Raw genomic sequence first — 19,382 nt, forward strand, 5'->3', positions numbered from 1 at the left:
GCTGTAAGGGGGCTTGTGTCATGGAAAGTTTTAAGCATAATCTTATACGGTCATACACTACCTAACAGCATTTTATTAACAACTGAATATCTCACAGCTTTAATAGCTCGTACAGACTATATGTTTTGTGCGGGCTTTTTTTGTACCCGAAAAAATTTTTTCATTTTTTTTCAAAATCATGCAACAAATCACACCTTGCTGTACAGATATGGTGCGGAAAGAGGGATAAACACTTTTCACGTCATAACGGAAAGGGGGTGTGATGATATGAAACCGTCGGACTTCCAAAAGACAATACAATGTCAATTTGACTGCAAGCTCAAACGTGTAGTGAAAGGCATTGTCCGTAATTATCGCAAAGAATTAAAGCGACGAAGAAATAAGGAAATTTCCTATTGTGAACTTCCAGAAATCGTCGTAGAAAAGCTGGCAGTCTGGGACGAATACGAAAGCGATTATACCGCCTTTGATGTATGTGGTATTGAGGTTCGTGTCCTTGATGATGATTTAGCAGAAGCGATTAAGTATCTGTCTGAAAAAGACAGAGAAATCTTGTTGATGTATTTCTTCTTAGGCATGAGCGATACAGAAATCGGCGACAGATTAAAGATTAACCGTTCAACGTCGTTCCGCAGTAGGAAGAACTCACTTGAAGAAATCAAGAAAAAATTAAAGGAGAACATGAATGATGAATAACACACGCCCGTCATTTTACCTTATTTCGTCGGCTGTGGACGGCAACGTAAATGCGATTGAAAAGATACTGGCGTTGTATGACCCGTACATATCAAAATGTTGTTTGCGTCCGTTCTACGACAAATATGGTAATGTCTGCATAGTCGTAGACATGGAATTAAAAGGACGTATCAGAGAAGCACTTATCAAAATGATTTTGGACTTTGATATTCCTTTAGAAACCGAAGAATAACAAGCAGTAACCGCAGAGCATGATTTGTTCAATCCCCTCTTTCCTGCTCTGCCCCTGCTTTTACATGAAAGCAACACGCTTTCGCCACAGCTCTTTGACAACTGAATAAAGCAGACAGATACGTTTGTGAGATAGCGAGCCACGGGGACTGTACGCCACGACCTTTTCAAAAGAAAGCGAGCGACCCACGCAGTGATCCGAGAGCGACTGTTGGAAAAGTCGTTTTGCCACGACCTATCCTCACAGAATAATGATACGTCCGCATGGTGCGGTTCTGCCCACAAGAATGGGAATAGTTGAGATACTAACGGAGCTTTCCAAAGCCGTCTGCCTGCTTGTAAAAAATGACACACAGTAAAGGGGGTGCATAGATTATGAACAATACTGATGTGCCTATCTGGGAAAAATATACGCTGACGATTGAAGAAGCGTCCAAATACTTCCGCATTGGCGAAAAGAAATTGCGTAAATTAGCCGAAGAAAATATTGACGCTGGCTGGGTTATCGTGAACGGTAACCGTATTCAGATTAAGCGAAAACAATTTGAAAAAATCATAGATACATTGGACGAAATCTAATGTCATTGAGCCGTAGATATGGTATAATAAATATAGCGTATCACGGCTCATTCCATGACGGAAAGGAGCTTTACACTATGTCTAATGTAAAACGAAAAGACGGTAAAAATCGCAATTTGCGTAATGGAGAGAGCCAGCGAAAAGACGGAAGATACGTTTATAAATATACCGATATATACGGAAAGCCACAATTTGTCTATTCTTGGAAACTTGTACCGACAGACAAGACACCTGCTGGAAAGCGTGATGATATATCGTTGAGGGAAAAAGAAGCACAGATAAAAAAAGACCTTAACGACGGTATCGACACAGTCGGCGGTAAAATGACAGTCTGCCAGCTCTACGACAAGAAGAACAGCCAAAGAAAGAACATCAAAAGGGCTACTGAAAAAGGACGACAGTATCTTATGAACGCTCTGAAAAACGACCCGTTGGGTATGAGGGCGATTGATACTGTGAAGCAATCGGACGCTAAAGAATGGGCTATCAGAATGAGTGAAAAAGGATATGCCTATAAAACGATTGATAACTATAAGCGTTCCTTGAAAGCGTCATTTTACATGGCGATACAAGACGACTGTATCAGAAAGAACCCGTTTGAATTTAAGCTAAGTGATGTTCTGGAAGATGATACGGAGCAGAAAGTTATCCTTACACCAGAGCAGGAAGAACGCCTGCTTGCCTTTATGGAAAAGGACAAGATTTACAGCAAGTATTATGATGAGGTTGTGCTTCTGCTGGAAACGGGACTTCGTATTTCTGAATTTTGCGGACTGACGACGCATATTGATATGCAGAACAGAATACTCAATATAGACCACCAGCTATTGAAAGATAGCGAAATAGGCTACTATATTGAAACACCAAAGACCAAAAACGGAAAACGGGAACTTCCATTGACAGAACGGGCTTATCAAGCAATCCAAAGAATACTAAAGAGCAGAGGAAAAGCACAACCGCTGATTGTAGGTGGTTACAGCAATTTCCTATTCTTAAACCGTGAGGGCTTGCCTAAAGTTGCAGGAAACTATGAGGGTATGGTGCGAGGATTGATTAAGAAATATAACAAGTATCACACGGATAAGTTACCGAACATCACACCACATTCATTCAGGCATACTTATTGTACGAATATGGCAAATAGAGGAATGAACCCAAACACCCTGCAATATCTCATGGGACACGCTAACATAACCATGACACTTGGCTATTACGCACACGGTACATTTCAATCTGCAAAAGCGGAACTGGAAAGACTGGCTTGTTAATATCGGAGCTTATATTTACTACTCATTTACTACTTTTGGTTGCATTTTCATGCTGGTAAATGCCAGCTTATGCAAGGTATCTTCCAAAAAGAAAATACCGATAAAGCCCTAAAATACGGGATATATCGGCATTTACCAACTTATGAAAAGATAATCAGAAATTTAGTAAGTTTTTATTTTAAAAATAAAAACCCATAAAGCGAGTACACTCAAAAACATGATTATATCCAGAAGCATCAGGCGCTTTGCATGCTGCTCGGTAAAGGATTCCGCAGCGAAGACCATATCATTGGTTGTCTGAAAGAAATCCTCACTATCCTGTAGCAGCTGTTGCTTCACGTTTTGATCATTCCTGCTTGTTCTGACAGCATAGATTTGCTGTTTCAGCTGTTCCCACGCTTCCTTTGTTTGATGCAGCTCGTCAAGATAGTCAGCATCGTCCGGCAAAGGCAGGTCATAAGCACCGCGTCCGGTACAAAGGCTGTTCACAATATCATCAATGTACACTATCAAGTCATCCCCATGAATATCATTAAGCTCCATTTTCACGAGTTTCTGAGAAGCTCCGCGCACGATTCCGGTATAATTGATCAGGCGTCCATGTCGCTGGACACGATATATGGAATTGATGGTGACTCCGCCAAGTAGTATAAGACATAAAAAAATTCCGAGCAGAGAAAACAACCAGCCTTTTTTCATAAGGTACCTTCTTTCATGTAGTTCAACAGCTGCAGGAATGAAGGTAGAGCTATGCCGCTGCTTCGTATCATGACAGAATACAACATAATCGAAACGGGCTGATTGCAAACCTGCATATGTAATTTATAACACCATTATATACGCTTTCTGCGTGTTAATCAATGTAAGAGCTACCATTCTATTACAATTCGGAAAGGGACTGTGTAAGAAAAGTGTACACCTTTCACATATGGATCGTTTTTTATGGTCGCTGTCTATGGTGATTACCGCACAGCTTCTCACGCAGGCTACAACCTCCTCTGTTCCCCCATATATCGTTAGCTATCGCGTATAAAACACCTCGCCCCGCAATATTTGCCCATCATGAGGAATCCCCTGTCGAAAACCGGAAAGTGAACGGATAACATCCCAGCTCCTCCGCCGCTGAATAAGAGCAGCCTATTCGAATCAAGGCACCTTCCCCGCAGAGCATAGAAAAAACCACTCATTTCTGAGTGGTTACATTTCGTCAAATGGTGGTCCCGGTCGGAATCGTACAACTTTTAACCATTCATACGTATTCATATACGATAAATAGCTGTCATACGCTATCATCCATTGCATATAGAACACACTTTTTTAAATTTTTTCGTCATTTTTTCGTCATTTTTTCGTCATTTTTTCGTCATTTTTTCGTCATAAGAAGCGTTCCATGCTAACCTTATCCCATTCACCATGCTTGGCAAATGGGATTAACTGCGAACGAAATTCATCCGTAGTTGATGACTAATAAGGGTTTTCCCATTCAACATGAATGAAGAATGGAAATATCGCTCCGGTACCAAGGGACTTTAAGTCGTCCAGTAAAAAACGCCATCCGAATTTCGTACAGCGTTCTGAACTATGTCTGTTTTCCAGTTGCAGTTAATTTGTTGCTGTCGCTCTAATACAGCCGACGAATTTCATCGCTTGTAAAAGAATACAAGATATCTGGATATCTTTGGATGACTATATATAAAAAACAGGGTGTGAAAACTTTTGCACTTCTGTTTATGATGTTTATTCCTTTATCACCTTTCTAACACTTGATACAGTGCTTGCAGTATTCCTTTCAAAAAGTGTGCATCCCTTACTTTTCATTTCAGATAGCAAATCTTTTATAGGGTATGATGTTTGTTCTATAAAAGGAGGTTTCCCTTGTCTCACTAATTCCAAAGTTTCCTCTGTGGACAAATTAACATCCAAACCTAAGTATTGATATAGTTTGAATTTACTTATTATATAGAGATAGCATTCATTTGTTGGTTTGCTTTTTATCGCTCGTGCAAAATCTCCAAAATGGCCTGCTCTGATACAAATACGAACAGTCTGTGCATCTAAGCCTAATAATTCTCCCGCCGCTTCAACAGACAAAATACATGGGCTTGTTTTCTTTGACATATTAGCTCCTTTTTTTCAATAGATACTATTTATATCTGTCTCTATCAATACCGAATCTTTTACAGAATATATCTGTAGGGACTATCAATTTACCGATATTTGGCATCCGCTTAGGGTCAATAAGTAAATCTCCATTAGCATCTTTTTCATTTAACAAATCATGTATAATCTTATATGCTTGGCTCTTTTTACAGACATCACCTAATACATACATAATACCTTTATAATCTAAAAACGGACATTCTAAAGGACTTCTCTTTTCTTGCATACACTTTACCTCCAACACAATGATACCATATATTTTTTAAAAGCTTAAAGATTTATTTACAGATAACGGTAATATATTATTGCTAATCTATTTACAAAAAATAGTGATGTTATCATGAATAATAAGGTGAAGCTATGTCTCCAATGCATAAATACTGAAATCGTTTTCTTAAGAAACCTTAAATATAGTTGATTTTTTATAGAGATTTGTTAAATTAGTTATATAAAGCAAAGGGGTGGGAACATAGTAATAACATAATTCTAATAGACATAAAAGCGAAGAAAGGAGGTTACATGAGTAAAGACAATAAGATGGCAGTTGTGTGTTTGGTGGGAGCTGCTTTATTAATTATTTTAAATGTTTTATATAGACTATCTTTTGTAAACAACTATGTTGCTTTATTGTTTACAATACTAATTTTCATAATTGTATTTTATATCAATCATAAAATAAAAGGGAGATAAATAAAAATGAAAAAAATCTTTATATCTATGTTGCTGATATTATCTGCAACACCAATTTTTAATGTAAAGGCTGATACCAATTCGACAGAATCTTGTGGTATTGATCAATCTGTAGTTGAAGAAAAATACAAAAATCAAGATAATGAGCTAGTTGAGAAATATGAAGATAATGTTGAAGTAATATATAAATCTGATAATAGCATCGTAATTAGGGACTACGCAAACCAATTTAATGCAGAAACACCTAAATTTCGCTCAGGTGGTCTACTTAAAAAAATCGCTTATTTTATAATTACTGCTGCTGGTCATTGTGGTGGGGTACAATACCTTACAAATAATAAGGTGGATGTATGTAGAATCGCATTAAGAGCTTTGGGAACAACAAAGAAACCTAATGCAAAATATTTATTAACAGGAAAATATATTTCTGGACGTATCCCTGGCTGTGAGCCTATACATTCAGGTCCATGTAATAGAGGTTACTGGGAATACCGGGTTGTAAAACTATAGTGATATGACAGGCGATAATCAAATCGCCTTTTTTAAGTATAACATGCCCCTCACACTTGAAAAGACCACCCATAGGTGGTCAATACCGCAAGTTAGATACTGCCTAGATATCAACCTTAGTGTGTGGTGCGGTATAACTATAAAGACCAATATGCATAATTAAATTTATTATTTTCATAGTAATAAATAAAAATATCTATATAGATAACAGGTTACTATATATTTTTAATGACACATCGCAATCGCCTTTGCATAGTTTATATCGGAGGTGAGTGAAATGACAGGCACATTAACAATTGAAACTATGGAAGCAAACGGTGCTCCTGTTAATCAGGCAGCTATAAGAGTGTATGAGAGAACAGACAGTGCTTCTAAATTTATAATGGGATGTTATACCGATGAAAAGGGGCTAAGTGAACCTATTACTCTCCCTACCCCAGACAGCACACATTCCTTGCATAGCATTCCACAGACATGTCCTTATGCACAATATGATGTACAAGTTATAAAAGATGATTTTGATAAAGAAATAATCAACGGTGTACAGATATTTCCTAACACAAATTCCACTTTGACCGTTATTATGCAATGCTGTAATGGCAGGACACCAAAGACAAACACAATCGATATAGAGCATCACGAATTATATGATAAATGAATTGATACAAACAATGCTACTCTCCAATGTGGAGAGTAGCAAATTGGCTATTCATATACAGACTCTTAAATTACATTTTTACTGATGCAATCACAAATACACAGTTAAAAGCTAAATCAGAGTGAACAAATATACATTAAGTTTTAGTGCAAGTTACCAATTAGATCCGCACCGGGCATTTCTCATGCAGCGTACAAATTGTCGTGCACAGCGATTTTCTCTACAGTGTTGACGCATTGTACTGCGAGCTACTCGTTCTGCTTCGTTCAATGCGTTTGTGCCGAAATCATCATCGCATCTACGGTTTCTATCACACTCGAATCTGTCAAAATCATAATCGTTAAAGTCATAAGCATTACATTCACATCTGTTACACATATATATTTCCTCCTTACGTGTTATTGAGATACATCTGCGTATCTCAATATATGATATGGAGGAATTAGATGCCTAATTAGGCTTATTATAATACTTATTGATAAAAGATTAAACGTTTGATAACCGTTAATAAAAAAACCACCATTAAGGTGGTCAAGTGCCGCAAAATACTGCCTAGGTATCTCTTTCTTTTTAATGGGCGGCAACGTAATCATTATATAGTTTATATGAACATTTGTAAATACGTTATGAATATTTTAGTGTTATTAAGCAAGATAATAAAAAAGTTCGGATAAATCCGAACTTCGCCAAAGATAGTGGCCGCCTTTGTTCAATACCTAGGCAATATTCAACAGGCGAAAATATTCTATCATATATATTTTTAATTTCAAGTATTTTGTTTTTTCTAAACTTTTTTTGTGTTTTAACATATATTATAATGAGTGATAGTTATTACTCACACCTCTAATTCTAAGTATTGAAAAGAGTTACACGTTGACGCTCTTTTCTTTATGCCATACCTACATTTAATCAACATTTCATTTGCTTGCAGATTTAAAAAGCCGGTATACACCGGCCTGACTCTCTGTGGGAAAATATTGGGGTATTTCCGAAAGGGGTAGAGAGCCAATAAAAGTATATTACATATTCACATGTATGTAAACTCTAATTATTTAATTTTTCTTAATTTTAATTCGATAATAAAAAGCCGGCTTATAGCCGGCTTTTGTCCCATTGTCACTGCATAAACTGTATGAAAGAGTGACTACGAAATTATATAGCATTTCTTCAAAAATTGCAAATCATTATCGTAGTAAAACATTGGAAGTTCCATATTTAACAAAAAAGGCTACTCTCTGGTGTGGAGAGTAGTTAAATCTGAAGGTATATAATATCTTAATTCTAATAAAAAATCAACAAAGATTATGTGATTTTGCAAAAATTTATTGATTTTTTTTGATTTTATCTTATAATATGTATGTGGATATAATCCATTTATGCTCATCTACCGTGATGTAGAAGGAGTTTCTGATTACGTCATTTAATTTATTAAATGGCGTTTTTTGTTTTTATATATCGCTATATTCTGCCTTATTATCTTCATATTTTTTAATATAATAGCTCTTTTTATTATAATCAACATAAAAACTTGAAATAATTAAATAATATTCTGTACGTTTCTCTATAACTAATAGAAAATTCTCATTCTCTAAATAAAAATGAATACGATCACTACCTTTATATTTTTCTATCCAAATCAAAATACCAGCACAACTCTCAATATTCACACCACAACACTTGCATCTACCAACATTTTCAATCATTTTCCTTATCCATCTAATTCTTTCGCACCTTTTAAAGTCAGGTTGCCTAAAAGTATTTTTGTCATATTTTCTATGCGTTAAGTGATAGAAACTTTCCTCTCTTTCTTTATACATCGGATGATGCCTAAGTTTAACTGGTTTACCTTTAAGTTGTAATTCGCCATTATTTAGTAAATCCTCCTTATAAATATTATATATCTTTTCAAGATACATTTTATATTGTCCGCCTTCATAAGGCTCTAGTAAATCTGAATAGCATTTAGTCATAAAAATCAGCACTCCAGATAAGATAATTAAATTTAAAGTCCGTATAATAGCTACTTTTCGTTAAAGAATATCCGCTTTTCCCTTTTATTAATTCTATTATTTTTAGTTTGCTTTCGCTATACTTATGCCCCTCTATAAAATTTCTATTTACATACCCAATAGCACCGATTATTATATCGGTTAATTGCATTATTTCTACTTCATTAGAGCGTATTGGTTGTACTTTTGATATCATTTTATGCTGAAAATCACAAAATGTGTTACAGCAAACATCATGTAGTTTGTTTGCTTTTTTATTTGAAAATACATCTTTAATATCTATATAAATATTGTACGTACTCCCTTTCAAAAAAATATTCTTCAACATAGTATAATAAATTTTATAATACCAATCATCATGGGTTTGTGAATATTTTTTATGATTCAGATTAGTTTTATCTGCTATCACTGCTCTAAAATGTAAATCATTATTGCTGAAAAAATATTCAATCAATGCACGATAAACGTTAAAATTACTATTGGATATTTTCACCCATTTAAGTTCACCGTTTTTAGGTAGCCCATATCGTTCTTTTATGCTATAGATATCTTTATTAATTTTTTTTACCATCTTTTTAGGGCAATAAACAGCTCCAATAACCATAACATTACTGTTGTCATGTTCTAAATGACAGCTTTCATCACAATAAACATTATATTCAACCATTTCTTCTCCTCCTTACCTTTTACTGCAAAACAAAATTATTTATTTTGCTTGAAATTATAGAATAATTATACATCACTGTTTATTATAATTCATTTTTTATTATTTGGCATTGTAAATGTAATTTTTTATTTTCATTAAAATGAAAATAATCATCAAAAAAAGTCCCTACCTCTCAGTCAAGAGAAGTAGGGTTATTTCATATATTAGACTTCACGCAGTGGACCAGCATACAACCAGATTTTACGACCTCCGACATTTGCCTGCACTGAATTTGTAGGTTTATCCACCGCAAGCACCTTAAATTTCTTGTCACATTTCCAGTAATCACCTACGCTAAAAACTTGTGACTTTGTTTTCTTACCGTTCTTATCGCATTTGGTAAGTGGTCCCGCCTGAATGGAGTTACCGCCGTTCCCGGTCATCTCCTCGCACCAGATGCTATCCATGTTGGCCAATACCTGGTCTACGCTATGCACTCCTGGAATTGTGAAGTATTCTCCAACATGTAGGATCTGATCAGGCTGTGCTGGTTTCGCAGGCTTGGAAGGTTTCTTATGTTCTGCAGGCTTATTACCTGGCTTCTGCTCTGTGCTATTTGCTTTCAACTGGAAACCTTCTGCAATGCCGTCTACAATGCCCTGTGCGACGGATTCTTTGCTTGCCTGGTATTCGGCCATATCAGCCTTGTTGTCGATAAAGCAGGTCTCTAATAATGCTGAGCTGATGCCTAAACACTTGCATGTATAAATCACCAGCCAGTTTGTCACCTTGACGCCGGAGCCACCACGCTTCACGAAGTGCTTTCCCAAATTGTTCATGATGGACTGTTCTACATCGGTATACTGCTCACTGTCTGTTACAAAGATTTCTGTTCCGTGTCCGGATCCATTAAATGCATTGAAATGTACTTCCAGCACATAATCGTACTTACTGATTTTGAATGTACCGTTCTGTACATCATAGAATGCGCTGCGGTTTACGTTGTACACATCCACAGTTGCATACTTTCTAAGCTTCGGTACAATTAGGTTGACCAGCTCTCTAGTCAAATTTACTTCTTTGTATCCGCAGCCGGAAGCTCCTTGATCGCCTGCACCATGCCCTGCAATAAGCAAAATCTTCATTATTCTTCGTCCTCGCTTTCTTTGTTAATAAGTTTGTCGGCAACAGCTAAGCCGTTGCTCAAAATTTTTGGTACGTTGAATCCAGCTTCAACAAAGTTTTCACAGATGGAACGTGCTTCATTCACAATCAAACTGGCCAGCACGAACCATCCAAGCAGTGTTGTAATCTGCAAGTCTACACCGATTATCTCACCGATTTCGATCAAGCCCGCTGCAACCATAAATGCAAACGTGATCATGATCCAGTATCCAATCTTTTTAAGTACTCCTTGCCAACCCTTTACTGAATTTTCTTTTTTCATGATTCTTGACTTCATCCAACCTGTTACCCAGTCTGCTATATTAAGTGCAAGGAACAACGCAAACAGATACCAGTGTTCTCCGAATATCACGCTGATAACTGCTATAACAGTGCCCACAAATGCGTTGTAGTTGTCTGTGATTGTTTGTGCCATATGTTTCATATACCTCATCTCTTTCCGCCATTCTTGGCAATATGTAGGGCGTTTTACCCTCTTATACTACTTCGTTAATTCTTCGTGACCTATCTCAACCAGAATTTTTTTCACTCCGGCTTCTAGCGCTTTGGGGACATCAGCAAAATCAAGCTTTCCATCTAAGATACGATATACCAGAAAATTTTCCATTATGCTTTACCTCCTGCCGCCATCAGTATCAAATCTTGAACTGCCTGTGCAGTCACCTCTTGCTTAAGTTTCAATTCTTCCAGCATACTTTCTGCTGTTTCTTTATATAAAGATAAGAAAGCGACTTCACCATAATCAGCTGCTTTTACAACTTCCCCATCACCGCCATATTCAACTGGCGATACCTCATAATGCAAATCTAATGATACGTAGCTGTCTAAAACCACATATCCATCACAGACAGTTAGTGTTTCACCTGTTGCGGTTTCTACACATAATGTCTCAACATTTTCCTTTTTTGAGAATTCAGAATGAATCTCTTTTAGTGATCTATCAGCAATGAAAGCAAGTTTCACATGATTATCTCCGACATTGAATCCGTCTGTGATCAGCTGATATCTACTGCCATTTTTCAGTTTAATAAATTCCATATCTTAATGCTCCTTTCGTTAGATAGTAGATTTTCCTGTTATATATGTAAGGTGTATGTTGACGCCAACATCCTTTACTATTTTTTCAAGAGGGGAAAACAAAATAGTTCCATCCTGTTTAATATTTATCTTTGCGATAATTTTTGTACTACCTACGATTTCATAGAAATTTAGATCTACTGTCGGGCGAAAAGCTTCCGGAATCATCGACGGCGTAGCTATCGTAGTCTCTCCGTTCGCTGCCAATTCCTTTTGCATATAACCAGCACACTTTAAATAAATAACTTTCCCACTTCTATACATATTGGCCGGAGGAAGATATACCGAATTAGTTAATTGAACAGTGTTTCCGTTTAATTCTGTTTTTATATCATCGAATTTCTTTTTACAATATCCGGCACTAGGTACTTTTGCATTGGATGTTGAATCCGTCGTAACGATATCGCTAGGTGTTAATGGGACAGGTATTGCATAAGGTAAACTATTCCAAGGTGTTACTCCATCCCCCATTTTCATTTTAACGATTCCCTTTCCAACACCTGCATTCGGTATTTCATAACCGATTTCGCGTTCTTTCAAAACCATATTTGATTGTTCCCATTGTGCCTTTGTTCCAGCACGTGGTCTTATTGTATAAAATGGCATTTCTCATTCTCCTCTCTTTAAATCGGATATCCACCGTTTACATCAATGTCTTCTTCGCTCGCTTGTGTGAACGGGTCACCGCCGTCCATATCGAATGTTTCAAGCTGCAGTGCTGATATAGCATCATAACATTGTGCTACCGCATTTTTTACATCCTTTTGAGATTCGTTAGTTTGGTCTATCAAATCATCTAATTTCTCTTTGCTTTTTTCAAAATAAGGATCAACAGTACTCGTATACCATGATTTCATAGCACTTAATACTTCTCTTTGCCAATATTCTTCCGGTGGAGAAACTGCAGCTTTGATTTTGTTGGATACATCTACTTGTAGAGCTAATCTGTTAGATGTGATAACGATTTTATTTTCGTCAATCGCTGCCAAAGACAAATATACATCGCCTTCGTTTTCAAACACCCCATCAGGCAACAAAATGTATGTCCCATCATCTTTTTCCTGTAGAGGACATACGATCGGCATATCTGATTTCCAACTAGTACAGTAACCAGATAACACCATTCCCTTAAATGGATTTGTTTCCGATGTGTCTTTAATAAGCTTAATAAAAAGATTGGCCGAGTGCTGATAACCTACAAGACTGTTTCCGTCAAGCATTATCTCTCTACCAATCTGTTTAATTTGTGTTACTACTATATCCATTCAATCACCTCCTATCCACGTACCTTGTCATTTACATATCTCATGGCATCTGTAGAAATACCCATCAAACTGATATACCTGTCCCTTGATGTGCCATTTCCCATATCTATATGTACTTTTACAAACTTTGCAGGGTCATACGGCGATATTACATAATCATATCGCCACGTATGGGAATGCAATCCAGAAATAACATTTTTCATAATAACGTAATCAGCGGAAGTAATCGTCCCACTTCGATCTATGTCTAAATAATCATATTCTGCATCAGTCAAAGTGATTTGACCAAGAATGAACTGTTTTATTTTTTCAGTATCTGCAGAGGTATAATTGGGTATGTTTGCAGTATAAGAAGCAGTCAGTCCTTCTGAATTTAAAGACCATCCACCGATATGACCTGATTGTGATTCTATCGAGCCATTCATAACCAGCTTTTTAGAATTCTGATCCACATAGAGTACAAGGCTGTTGTTACCATCGTATACCTTGATTCCACCATTCTTTATTGTCAGACCAAGGATATCTATAATCACCTGCATAGTCTGCATGGAGTTACCGTTGTTTATCGCCTTCGATATAAGCGCAACGATCTGGTCTTCCTGCAATTTCAACTGAGCTTCTCCTAGCCCTTTTGCAATCAACTCAATGCTTTCAGAATTGTTCCGGATAGTCGTTTCTTTCTTATATCCATCCTGCGTAAGTTCGGTCACGTTTTCCTGCATCTGGTTTATCATATCCGTTATTTTACGAGGTTCATTAGACAGTGTAATCGTATTGTTCGACCTTTCTTCATCCAGTAGGTACTTTCGGATTTTTACGATACGGTGTGGTACATCGATGCCTCTGACAGGATCAATGATACAATGCGCTGTCTCTCGAATTTTCACCTTCAAGTCTTTGTACTTATCATCTACCGCGGCAAGGTCTATCATATTGATTGTGTATGATCCAACCGGTGCTGCCAACTCCTGCAGCTTCTTCCTTCCGTCCGCCAGAAGGCTTTCCTTGTTCGTGTATCGCCCATCTATCCATGAGGTCACTATCGGCTTGCCTTTGTAGCCCTGCAGGTCGATATACGGCTTCCCGTCGTTTATATCGGAAAATGTCAAATCATCAGCACCGTAGCAGTAAAGCCTTGTGACAAGCCCTGTGCTACTTTCCTTATATGTGTGGTCCTTCATGTTTAACTCTGGAGTTACATACAATCCGGTGTCTATAGAAGCGTATGGATCTATCACAGTAACGACCTTGCTCAAACAATCAAAATCATACTGCACATCATATACCACCTTGCAGCGCATCAGTACATCGTACCCGTTGCATTTTTCCTTATCCGGTGTGCGTCTGATCGTTCTGACCTCTTCGCCGGTTACCGTCCACCCTGAAGGCTTGATATAATTCAATACATCGCCTATGTTTTTTGTCTGCAGTGCAGCAATATCTGCTGTTTTCAGATAATACGATGCCTTCCAATCATCCATATCCAGTTCGCAGGTAATCGTGGCCTGCGTGATCAGCTTGTTTACACCCTTGATAAGATAGAGGTTATCCTCTGTCCTTACTTCTGCCTCGGTCTTTAAATACGTAAATAACTCTGAATCTGGCGGAACATCAAAAGAGAGCGTTTCTTCGCCCTCTTCGTCCTTTTCTACATATGCGTTCGTGGCTACTGTGATAGGCAGCCATCCGTCTTGTGTCTTGACACTTAACATATGTCACCTCCTATAGATATACTGGGCTGTAATACATCACCACATCAGCGTTTGTGTTACTCACCGTGATGATGTGGTCGCCCGGTCCCAAACTGGGAAACTTGGTAAACATTGCATCAGAATATTTGTTTTTACCATCTTCTGTTATGAGCATACTCTCACCATCCAGGATTATCTTCTTAGCGGTATGGATATTACGTATCGTATATCCTCCTACTGTGATCTCTCCATTGTAATGGGGGGTTATCTCATAGCGGATACCGGCTTTATACGCTCCTTTAATCGTTATCATATTATCGGTACGTGTTAGATTAAAGCACCGCTCTGAACCTTTCTTTATGACGGATAAAGGGTATGTTATCTCGTAATTACAAGCACCCAAGTGTTTTACTTCTGGTTGGCCAGATAAAATGCAATCGTATCGGTAACCATCTTCTATGTCAATCATAGAGCGTTGTCTCAATTCCTGCAAGAAACGCCCTGGGTTGTCATCGTTATCAAACACAATAACAAGATTCATTGGTTTTGGTTCGATTGATTCAGAAATCATCGTATGCCGGTAGTCTGTAGATTTTATGGTTCGTGAAAGAGAAGGAGGCATATATGTGAATGAAACAAATATACCGCCGTACATTTCCAGTCGTTTTTCATTTATCCTCATATCCTACCTCCATCCGAGCTCTTCCGAAATGTCATTCACAGTGGCGTGCGCAAACTCTTTTCCATTGATATAAAGAGGTACATTAAGCGTAACGGCACCAGCGTTCCCCTTACCATAGATTTTCTGAGCTGTATATTCCTCGTTTTCCTTTGCGGTAAGCACACGTTCGCCTTTATGCAACCGCGCATTGTATCCATCATAAGGGACATAATCAAAACCCGTCGCGTATTGTGAAACCCACTTGCCAGCTTGGTTTGTAGGTCTTTCATAAACCTTGGAATACTTCTCAACATAATTAGTTGTAACAGTAACTTCCTTATCTTCTGGATTCCACCGGTCCCAATGTCCAAACATTTTTGTCCATTTTGAGACAACTTCACCTGTTGAGATATCCACCTTATCTGCTAATTCAGAATGAGCAGACATAAGTTTATCAATACCTTCTTTTTTTGTCTTTTTAGCCGCCTCTACGGATTTTTCGTATTCTTCGTTTGCGCTCTTTATGATTTCTTCTGCTTTTTCTTTGTATTTTCCACCTTCAATAGTTTTTAATTCTTCAGCTTGTCGCACAAGTTCATCACGCTTTCTACCAGCTGATTTTACGGATTCTTTTTCAAGTTTATTCATTTCTTTAATGGCATTACCTGCCATTTCTGCAGTGATACGAGTGCTGCTAGAATTTAATCTATTTAATATGACTTCTTGTTCAGCCTTATTACTCGACATAGCTTCTACTGCCTCAGTTTTCATCTGATCGTAGAGTTGATCAATACGTTCCTGTTGACTCTTTGTAATCTTACCACCATTATCTTTAATTTCCTTGTAAATACCTGTTATTTGATCTTTCAGGTATTTTGTTTTATCAATCCTGCCCTTGTATCCATCGTTAACTGTTTTCATAATCTCTTTTTGTTCTTCAGAAGTTATTGCAGTGGTAGAATCAAACATTTGTTGATATCTGCTGACAGTTCCTTCTTTTTGTTTTTCAATAGAAGATGTCACTTTATTTGCCATGTCATCAACTTTTCCCGATATCTTTCCGACGCTTTCATCTGTTACTTTTGTAATACCCGTATACATATCCATAGAGAATTGTTGTGCATCGTTTGAAAGTTTAAGATACGATGACAGTTGTTTTTCTGTTTCTTCACTAATTCTAACCGTATGAGCTCCTACAGCGTTTCCAGCCTTATCATAATCAATAACAGTACGGTCAGCGAATAAGTCAATACTAGGAATTACATCTTGTTGCAAATTATCGTATACTGCTTTGCCCGCTAGAGCTAAGCCGCCAATTGCCGCCACAGCCCCTGCCGCAGGCAGTACCAAACCACCAAGTGTGGATACAACACCGGTTAATGCAGTAGTGCCACCAGCAGCTGCAGTTGTCATCCCTGCAGCACCAGCTGTAACTTTCGCCAAACCGCCTGCTGCTGTAGCTCCAGCAGGTGCTAACTTTGATAGTAGCCCACCAAATTTTCCAATAAGACCGCTGCTAGATGCCAGCGAAGATCCCAACTTCCCTATGAGTGGAATGCCTTTGCCTATAAGTTTCGTTGCTCCGGATACAGCAGGTGCCAATTTCGTAAAACCTGTTACTAGAGAACCAGTGATTTTCAGCAATGGACCAAACGCAGCAACCAGAGCTCCTACCTTCACGATAAGCTCCATCGTTTCCGGTTTCATCTTCCCTATTTTCTCCGCAACCTTACCGATGAGGTCAGCGGCCTTTTCCAGCATTGGAGCCATAGCATCTCCTAGCTTCGTAAGTGAGTTCTTAGCTTTGTTCAGTGAATTGCTGAACTTCGCACCAGTGGTTTCATTAACACGCTTGAATGCTTCATCTGTTGCACCTGTAGCATCCTGCATTTTTTTTAATTTCTCAGTGAATACATCATGCTGTGCTCCGCTCAATGCCAGAGCCAAGGTCTGACCTTCGATTGAACCGATATAAGATTGTAATGGTTTGCCACTATCTTTTGCTGCCTTTGTGATGATGTCGATAGTGCCTTGCAGACCTTTTCCCTTGATCATAGCTTCGCCATTTTCGTAGCCGTATTTTTTCATGAGTTCCGCCATACTGTCTGTAGGTGCCATCAATGCCTGGAGGACACCACGCAGCTGTGTAGATACCTCTGCTGCGTTTCCAGTTACGCCGGTAGCTGTGGCCATAACGCCGAATAATTCTTCCTGGCTTACATTCAACTGCTTTGTTAAAGGCACTACTCTTCCGATTGATCCAGCCAACTCCGGGAATGTCGTCTGTCCCAATTTCGCAGTAAGGAAAGCAAGGTCAGAAACCTTCTGGTTCGCGGCTGCCGAAGTATCGCCATATCCCTTCGTTACCGCTGATAAAAGGTTGATACTGTCAGTTACCTCTGCATTACCGGCTTTCGCTCCTTTTGATGCGATTTCCAATATCTTTGCACTGTCTGCGGTATCGCCAAACGCTGAAACGACCTGATATAAGCCATCGCTGATATTGCTTGTAGCCAATCCTGTATCATTGGATATCTTATAAACATTCTGTTTCAGCTCTTCCGTTCTTTTATTGACCTGTTCTACTGAACCATCCAATAATGTTGACACAAGTCCCATGTTTTTAGATAGATCCATGCTCAGCTTCCCTGCAGCAGTTCCTGCAGCAAGCAGGGGAACTGTAAGTAATTTCGTAGCCTGCCCTCCTACTTTTGACATGTTCTGTCCTACTTTAGCAGTGGATTCAAGCTTCTTTGATACATCCTTTGCCTGAACTACTGCCTCCGCTTTGACACTTTCCATGTCTTTTTTGAAGTTTGCAATGTCAACTTTGATTTTTGTAATCAGAGGTGCCAGTTCAAGGCCTCCCATTAAGCTCATGTCATGACACCTCCTTTGAATGCATGTACTGCTTGCAAGTCTGCAGAAGTCGTCTGCAGTCTGATCAAATCTTTCATGAATTTTCTGCCTGCTTCTGAACGCATATTGTTATACATCCACGCATCTTTTCGATAGAGCAGGAAAAGGCTATACGGCTGCTCCATGACTTCATCAAATGATAGTCTGGTATAATCACTAATAGCTTTCAACTCACCGCTCATAGTTTGATACTTGCCCTCCCACTCCTCCGTACTGAAATACTTTTGAATGATTGCATCGCGTATCACAGGATCAGATGGGAGTGGGATTGCTAGTTTGGGTCGTTCAATGCTTTACGTGGAAGCAGGACACATTCTCTGTAGATTCTGGAGATTGCCCCAGCAGGAAGGTCATATACATCCTTCTCTGTGAACTGTTTGCCACCGGTGTTCTTATTCAGAAGCCACAAAACCATTTTCAGTTCGTCTTGCTGTGTCGTATCTTCGTTCGCCTCATACTCAGCAACTTTCTTCATATCACGATAGGAAAGTTCTGGAAGCTTGACTAATTCCCCTTTGATGAGGAAATCTACCGTTCTGTTGGCATATGCTGATAAATCAATTGGTTTCATTCTGTTCCTCCTTCTTCCGGTGTTACCGGTGCATCTTCCATTTCTTCTTCAAACTCACATAGCCAGTCTTTCTTTTTAGCTATTGCATTCAGCTGTGCGTCAATCGTCAATTCCTTCTGACTGAATTCCAACGAGAACCCATTTCCGCCCTGTGCAATGGCGGTAAAGCGCAATTTCTTGCCACCTTTTTTAGTGTGTACGAATCGCACCAACACTGTTTTTAAATCTTTGTTACCACCAAATACGAGCGTTCGTGTCTTCTTTTCTTTATTCTCTGTAAAAACCGCTGTGGAAAGCAACGCAAGCTTAGCCAGCGACCAGCTAATGATACCGGTTTTGATTGCCATGTCTTCACCGATTACAAACCTTGCAACGATTTTTCCGAACCAGTCCTTTACATCGTATATCTCGGGTTTGTATTCCAAGGAAAACCCGCCGGAGCAATGTCCTACATTGTGCTCATCTGTTTCGATTTCTGCATGTACCGGAATTTCTGTTCCATTAAACTCATACATATACAGCTCGCCAGCGCCTAGCAGAATTTCTTGTGTTTTTTCTTCCATATC

General features: G+C 38.5%; 25 protein-coding genes. 7 read left to right on the forward strand and 18 right to left on the reverse strand.

Features of this window, described 5'->3' with window-relative positions; all coding sequences use genetic code 11:
- Positions 1 to 267 precede the first annotated feature (267 nt).
- The 4 genes from ACG3M1_RS15480 to ACG3M1_RS15495 all read left to right on the forward strand — a co-directional run bounded on the left by ACG3M1_RS15480 (position 268) and on the right by ACG3M1_RS15495 (position 2,774).
- On the forward strand, positions 268 to 696 hold the full coding sequence (locus tag ACG3M1_RS15480) for an RNA polymerase sigma factor (protein ID WP_008787630.1): 429 nt from the start codon (positions 268 to 270) through the stop codon (positions 694 to 696).
- Positions 686 to 928, forward strand: coding sequence for a helix-turn-helix domain-containing protein (locus tag ACG3M1_RS15485; protein ID WP_008787631.1), 243 nt, complete (start codon positions 686 to 688; stop codon positions 926 to 928). Before ACG3M1_RS15480 ends, ACG3M1_RS15485 begins: the two co-directional genes overlap by 11 nt.
- A gap of 374 nt (positions 929 to 1,302) precedes the next feature.
- On the forward strand, positions 1,303 to 1,506 hold the full coding sequence (locus ACG3M1_RS15490) for an excisionase (RefSeq protein ID WP_004613735.1): 204 nt from the start codon (positions 1,303 to 1,305) through the stop codon (positions 1,504 to 1,506).
- A 77-nt stretch (positions 1,507 to 1,583) separates the two neighbouring features.
- Positions 1,584 to 2,774 (forward strand): site-specific integrase, encoded by a 1,191-nt coding sequence (locus tag ACG3M1_RS15495; RefSeq protein ID WP_009271880.1) that lies wholly within the window; start codon positions 1,584 to 1,586, stop codon positions 2,772 to 2,774.
- A 162-nt stretch (positions 2,775 to 2,936) separates the two neighbouring features.
- On the opposite strand, the gene ACG3M1_RS15500 is transcribed toward ACG3M1_RS15495, so the two are convergent.
- The 3 genes from ACG3M1_RS15500 to ACG3M1_RS15510 all read right to left on the reverse strand — a co-directional run bounded on the left by ACG3M1_RS15500 (position 2,937) and on the right by ACG3M1_RS15510 (position 5,160).
- On the reverse strand, positions 2,937 to 3,473 hold the full coding sequence (locus tag ACG3M1_RS15500) for a hypothetical protein (RefSeq protein WP_395814301.1): 537 nt from the start codon (positions 3,471 to 3,473) through the stop codon (positions 2,937 to 2,939).
- A 1,038-nt stretch (positions 3,474 to 4,511) separates the two neighbouring features.
- Positions 4,512 to 4,892: a hypothetical protein gene (locus tag ACG3M1_RS15505; protein ID WP_008817696.1), complete on the reverse strand. Its 381-nt coding sequence runs from the start codon at positions 4,890 to 4,892 to the stop codon at positions 4,512 to 4,514.
- Between the two features lie 25 nt (positions 4,893 to 4,917).
- Positions 4,918 to 5,160 carry a hypothetical protein gene (locus tag ACG3M1_RS15510; protein WP_008817697.1) on the reverse strand — a complete coding sequence of 81 codons (243 nt, stop codon included), beginning with the start codon at positions 5,158 to 5,160 and terminating at the stop codon, positions 4,918 to 4,920.
- A 293-nt stretch (positions 5,161 to 5,453) separates the two neighbouring features.
- On the opposite strand from ACG3M1_RS15510, the gene ACG3M1_RS15515 reads away from it, so the two are divergent.
- The 3 genes from ACG3M1_RS15515 to ACG3M1_RS15525 all read left to right on the forward strand — a co-directional run bounded on the left by ACG3M1_RS15515 (position 5,454) and on the right by ACG3M1_RS15525 (position 6,792).
- Positions 5,454 to 5,624 (forward strand): hypothetical protein, encoded by a 171-nt coding sequence (locus ACG3M1_RS15515; protein WP_008817698.1) that lies wholly within the window; start codon positions 5,454 to 5,456, stop codon positions 5,622 to 5,624.
- 6 nt (positions 5,625 to 5,630) lie between these two features.
- A complete protein-coding gene (locus ACG3M1_RS15520) occupies positions 5,631 to 6,134 on the forward strand; it encodes a hypothetical protein (RefSeq protein ID WP_008817699.1) in 504 nt (167 codons plus the stop codon).
- A 277-nt stretch (positions 6,135 to 6,411) separates the two neighbouring features.
- A complete protein-coding gene (locus ACG3M1_RS15525) occupies positions 6,412 to 6,792 on the forward strand; it encodes a hypothetical protein (RefSeq protein ID WP_009270708.1) in 381 nt (126 codons plus the stop codon).
- Positions 6,793 to 6,945: 153 nt separating this feature from the next.
- Here ACG3M1_RS15525 and ACG3M1_RS22850 read toward each other — a convergent pair whose 3' ends face one another.
- The 15 genes from ACG3M1_RS22850 to ACG3M1_RS15595 form a co-directional block, all read right to left on the reverse strand.
- The gene (locus ACG3M1_RS22850) at positions 6,946 to 7,170 is read right to left on the reverse strand and encodes a hypothetical protein (RefSeq protein WP_009270709.1); all 225 of its coding nucleotides are present in this window, start codon (positions 7,168 to 7,170) and stop codon (positions 6,946 to 6,948) included.
- 1,070 nt (positions 7,171 to 8,240) lie between these two features.
- Entirely contained in the window at positions 8,241 to 8,762 is a 522-nt protein-coding gene (locus tag ACG3M1_RS15530; protein ID WP_224727417.1) for a hypothetical protein, read from the reverse strand.
- On the reverse strand, positions 8,755 to 9,468 hold the full coding sequence (locus tag ACG3M1_RS15535) for a DUF3800 domain-containing protein (protein ID WP_008818040.1): 714 nt from the start codon (positions 9,466 to 9,468) through the stop codon (positions 8,755 to 8,757). Before ACG3M1_RS15535 ends, ACG3M1_RS15530 begins: the two co-directional genes overlap by 8 nt.
- 203 nt (positions 9,469 to 9,671) lie before the next feature.
- Positions 9,672 to 10,592 carry an N-acetylmuramoyl-L-alanine amidase gene (locus ACG3M1_RS15540; protein ID WP_009270710.1) on the reverse strand — a complete coding sequence of 307 codons (921 nt, stop codon included), beginning with the start codon at positions 10,590 to 10,592 and terminating at the stop codon, positions 9,672 to 9,674.
- Positions 10,592 to 11,047 (reverse strand): phage holin family protein, encoded by a 456-nt coding sequence (locus ACG3M1_RS15545; protein ID WP_002607677.1) that lies wholly within the window; start codon positions 11,045 to 11,047, stop codon positions 10,592 to 10,594. The genes ACG3M1_RS15540 and ACG3M1_RS15545 overlap by 1 nt, the downstream gene beginning before the upstream one ends.
- 66 nt (positions 11,048 to 11,113) lie before the next feature.
- Positions 11,114 to 11,239: a hypothetical protein gene (locus ACG3M1_RS15550; protein WP_008817705.1), complete on the reverse strand. Its 126-nt coding sequence runs from the start codon at positions 11,237 to 11,239 to the stop codon at positions 11,114 to 11,116.
- Entirely contained in the window at positions 11,239 to 11,670 is a 432-nt protein-coding gene (locus tag ACG3M1_RS15555) for a hypothetical protein (RefSeq protein ID WP_009270711.1), read from the reverse strand. Before ACG3M1_RS15555 ends, ACG3M1_RS15550 begins: the two co-directional genes overlap by 1 nt.
- Before the next feature lie 18 nt (positions 11,671 to 11,688).
- Entirely contained in the window at positions 11,689 to 12,315 is a 627-nt protein-coding gene (locus ACG3M1_RS15560) for a hypothetical protein (protein ID WP_009270712.1), read from the reverse strand.
- A gap of 17 nt (positions 12,316 to 12,332) precedes the next feature.
- Entirely contained in the window at positions 12,333 to 12,974 is a 642-nt protein-coding gene (locus tag ACG3M1_RS15565; protein ID WP_008728357.1) for a hypothetical protein, read from the reverse strand.
- A gap of 11 nt (positions 12,975 to 12,985) precedes the next feature.
- Complete coding sequence (locus ACG3M1_RS15570) at positions 12,986 to 14,686, reverse strand: phage tail spike protein (RefSeq protein ID WP_009270713.1); 1,701 nt, start codon at positions 14,684 to 14,686, stop codon at positions 12,986 to 12,988.
- A gap of 10 nt (positions 14,687 to 14,696) precedes the next feature.
- A complete protein-coding gene (locus ACG3M1_RS15575; protein ID WP_009270714.1) occupies positions 14,697 to 15,347 on the reverse strand; it encodes a hypothetical protein in 651 nt (216 codons plus the stop codon).
- Between the two features lie 3 nt (positions 15,348 to 15,350).
- Complete coding sequence (locus ACG3M1_RS15580) at positions 15,351 to 18,206, reverse strand: phage tail tape measure protein (protein WP_009270715.1); 2,856 nt, start codon at positions 18,204 to 18,206, stop codon at positions 15,351 to 15,353.
- Positions 18,203 to 18,427, reverse strand: a complete 225-nt coding sequence (locus ACG3M1_RS15585; protein WP_050811600.1) for a hypothetical protein — start codon at positions 18,425 to 18,427, stop codon at positions 18,203 to 18,205. The genes ACG3M1_RS15580 and ACG3M1_RS15585 overlap by 4 nt, the downstream gene beginning before the upstream one ends.
- Before the next feature lie 89 nt (positions 18,428 to 18,516).
- Positions 18,517 to 18,816: a hypothetical protein gene (locus ACG3M1_RS15590; RefSeq protein ID WP_009270716.1), complete on the reverse strand. Its 300-nt coding sequence runs from the start codon at positions 18,814 to 18,816 to the stop codon at positions 18,517 to 18,519.
- Complete coding sequence (locus ACG3M1_RS15595) at positions 18,813 to 19,379, reverse strand: hypothetical protein (RefSeq protein WP_009270717.1); 567 nt, start codon at positions 19,377 to 19,379, stop codon at positions 18,813 to 18,815. The genes ACG3M1_RS15590 and ACG3M1_RS15595 overlap by 4 nt, the downstream gene beginning before the upstream one ends.
- Positions 19,380 to 19,382: the final 3 nt, after the last annotated feature.

Origin of the sequence: Clostridium sp. 10cd*, assembly GCF_044336395.1 — a bacterium.
Taxonomy (GTDB): domain Bacteria; phylum Bacillota_I; class Bacilli_A; order Erysipelotrichales; family Erysipelotrichaceae; genus Clostridium_AQ; species Clostridium_AQ innocuum.

Excerpts from the sequence above, each read along its gene's own strand:
- ACG3M1_RS22850 (WP_009270709.1), bottom strand. The coding sequence starts at position 7,170 with ATGTGTAACAGATGTGAATGTAATGCTTATGACTTTAACGATTATGAT.
- ACG3M1_RS15495 (WP_009271880.1), top strand. The coding sequence starts at position 1,584 with ATGTCTAATGTAAAACGAAAAGACGGTAAAAATCGCAATTTGCGTAAT.
- ACG3M1_RS15490 (WP_004613735.1), top strand. The coding sequence starts at position 1,303 with ATGAACAATACTGATGTGCCTATCTGGGAAAAATATACGCTGACGATT.
- ACG3M1_RS15480 (WP_008787630.1), top strand. The coding sequence starts at position 268 with ATGAAACCGTCGGACTTCCAAAAGACAATACAATGTCAATTTGACTGC.
- ACG3M1_RS15595 (WP_009270717.1), bottom strand. The coding sequence starts at position 19,379 with ATGGAAGAAAAAACACAAGAAATTCTGCTAGGCGCTGGCGAGCTGTAT.
- ACG3M1_RS15560 (WP_009270712.1), bottom strand. The coding sequence starts at position 12,315 with ATGCCATTTTATACAATAAGACCACGTGCTGGAACAAAGGCACAATGG.
- ACG3M1_RS15575 (WP_009270714.1), bottom strand. The coding sequence starts at position 15,347 with ATGAGGATAAATGAAAAACGACTGGAAATGTACGGCGGTATATTTGTT.
- ACG3M1_RS15520 (WP_008817699.1), top strand. The coding sequence starts at position 5,631 with ATGAAAAAAATCTTTATATCTATGTTGCTGATATTATCTGCAACACCA.
- ACG3M1_RS15540 (WP_009270710.1), bottom strand. The coding sequence starts at position 10,592 with ATGAAGATTTTGCTTATTGCAGGGCATGGTGCAGGCGATCAAGGAGCT.
- ACG3M1_RS15485 (WP_008787631.1), top strand. The coding sequence starts at position 686 with ATGATGAATAACACACGCCCGTCATTTTACCTTATTTCGTCGGCTGTG.
- ACG3M1_RS15565 (WP_008728357.1), bottom strand. The coding sequence starts at position 12,974 with ATGGATATAGTAGTAACACAAATTAAACAGATTGGTAGAGAGATAATG.
- ACG3M1_RS15555 (WP_009270711.1), bottom strand. The coding sequence starts at position 11,670 with ATGGAATTTATTAAACTGAAAAATGGCAGTAGATATCAGCTGATCACA.
- ACG3M1_RS15525 (WP_009270708.1), top strand. The coding sequence starts at position 6,412 with ATGACAGGCACATTAACAATTGAAACTATGGAAGCAAACGGTGCTCCT.
- ACG3M1_RS15535 (WP_008818040.1), bottom strand. The coding sequence starts at position 9,468 with ATGGTTGAATATAATGTTTATTGTGATGAAAGCTGTCATTTAGAACAT.
- ACG3M1_RS15510 (WP_008817697.1), bottom strand. The coding sequence starts at position 5,160 with ATGCAAGAAAAGAGAAGTCCTTTAGAATGTCCGTTTTTAGATTATAAA.
- ACG3M1_RS15550 (WP_008817705.1), bottom strand. The coding sequence starts at position 11,239 with ATGGAAAATTTTCTGGTATATCGTATCTTAGATGGAAAGCTTGATTTT.
- ACG3M1_RS15505 (WP_008817696.1), bottom strand. The coding sequence starts at position 4,892 with ATGTCAAAGAAAACAAGCCCATGTATTTTGTCTGTTGAAGCGGCGGGA.
- ACG3M1_RS15545 (WP_002607677.1), bottom strand. The coding sequence starts at position 11,047 with ATGGCACAAACAATCACAGACAACTACAACGCATTTGTGGGCACTGTT.
- ACG3M1_RS15585 (WP_050811600.1), bottom strand. The coding sequence starts at position 18,427 with ATGAGCGGTGAGTTGAAAGCTATTAGTGATTATACCAGACTATCATTT.
- ACG3M1_RS15570 (WP_009270713.1), bottom strand. The coding sequence starts at position 14,686 with ATGTTAAGTGTCAAGACACAAGACGGATGGCTGCCTATCACAGTAGCC.
- ACG3M1_RS15515 (WP_008817698.1), top strand. The coding sequence starts at position 5,454 with ATGAGTAAAGACAATAAGATGGCAGTTGTGTGTTTGGTGGGAGCTGCT.
- ACG3M1_RS15580 (WP_009270715.1), bottom strand. The coding sequence starts at position 18,206 with ATGAGCTTAATGGGAGGCCTTGAACTGGCACCTCTGATTACAAAAATC.
- ACG3M1_RS15500 (WP_395814301.1), bottom strand. The coding sequence starts at position 3,473 with ATGAAAAAAGGCTGGTTGTTTTCTCTGCTCGGAATTTTTTTATGTCTT.
- ACG3M1_RS15530 (WP_224727417.1), bottom strand. The coding sequence starts at position 8,762 with ATGACTAAATGCTATTCAGATTTACTAGAGCCTTATGAAGGCGGACAA.
- ACG3M1_RS15590 (WP_009270716.1), bottom strand. The coding sequence starts at position 18,816 with ATGAAACCAATTGATTTATCAGCATATGCCAACAGAACGGTAGATTTC.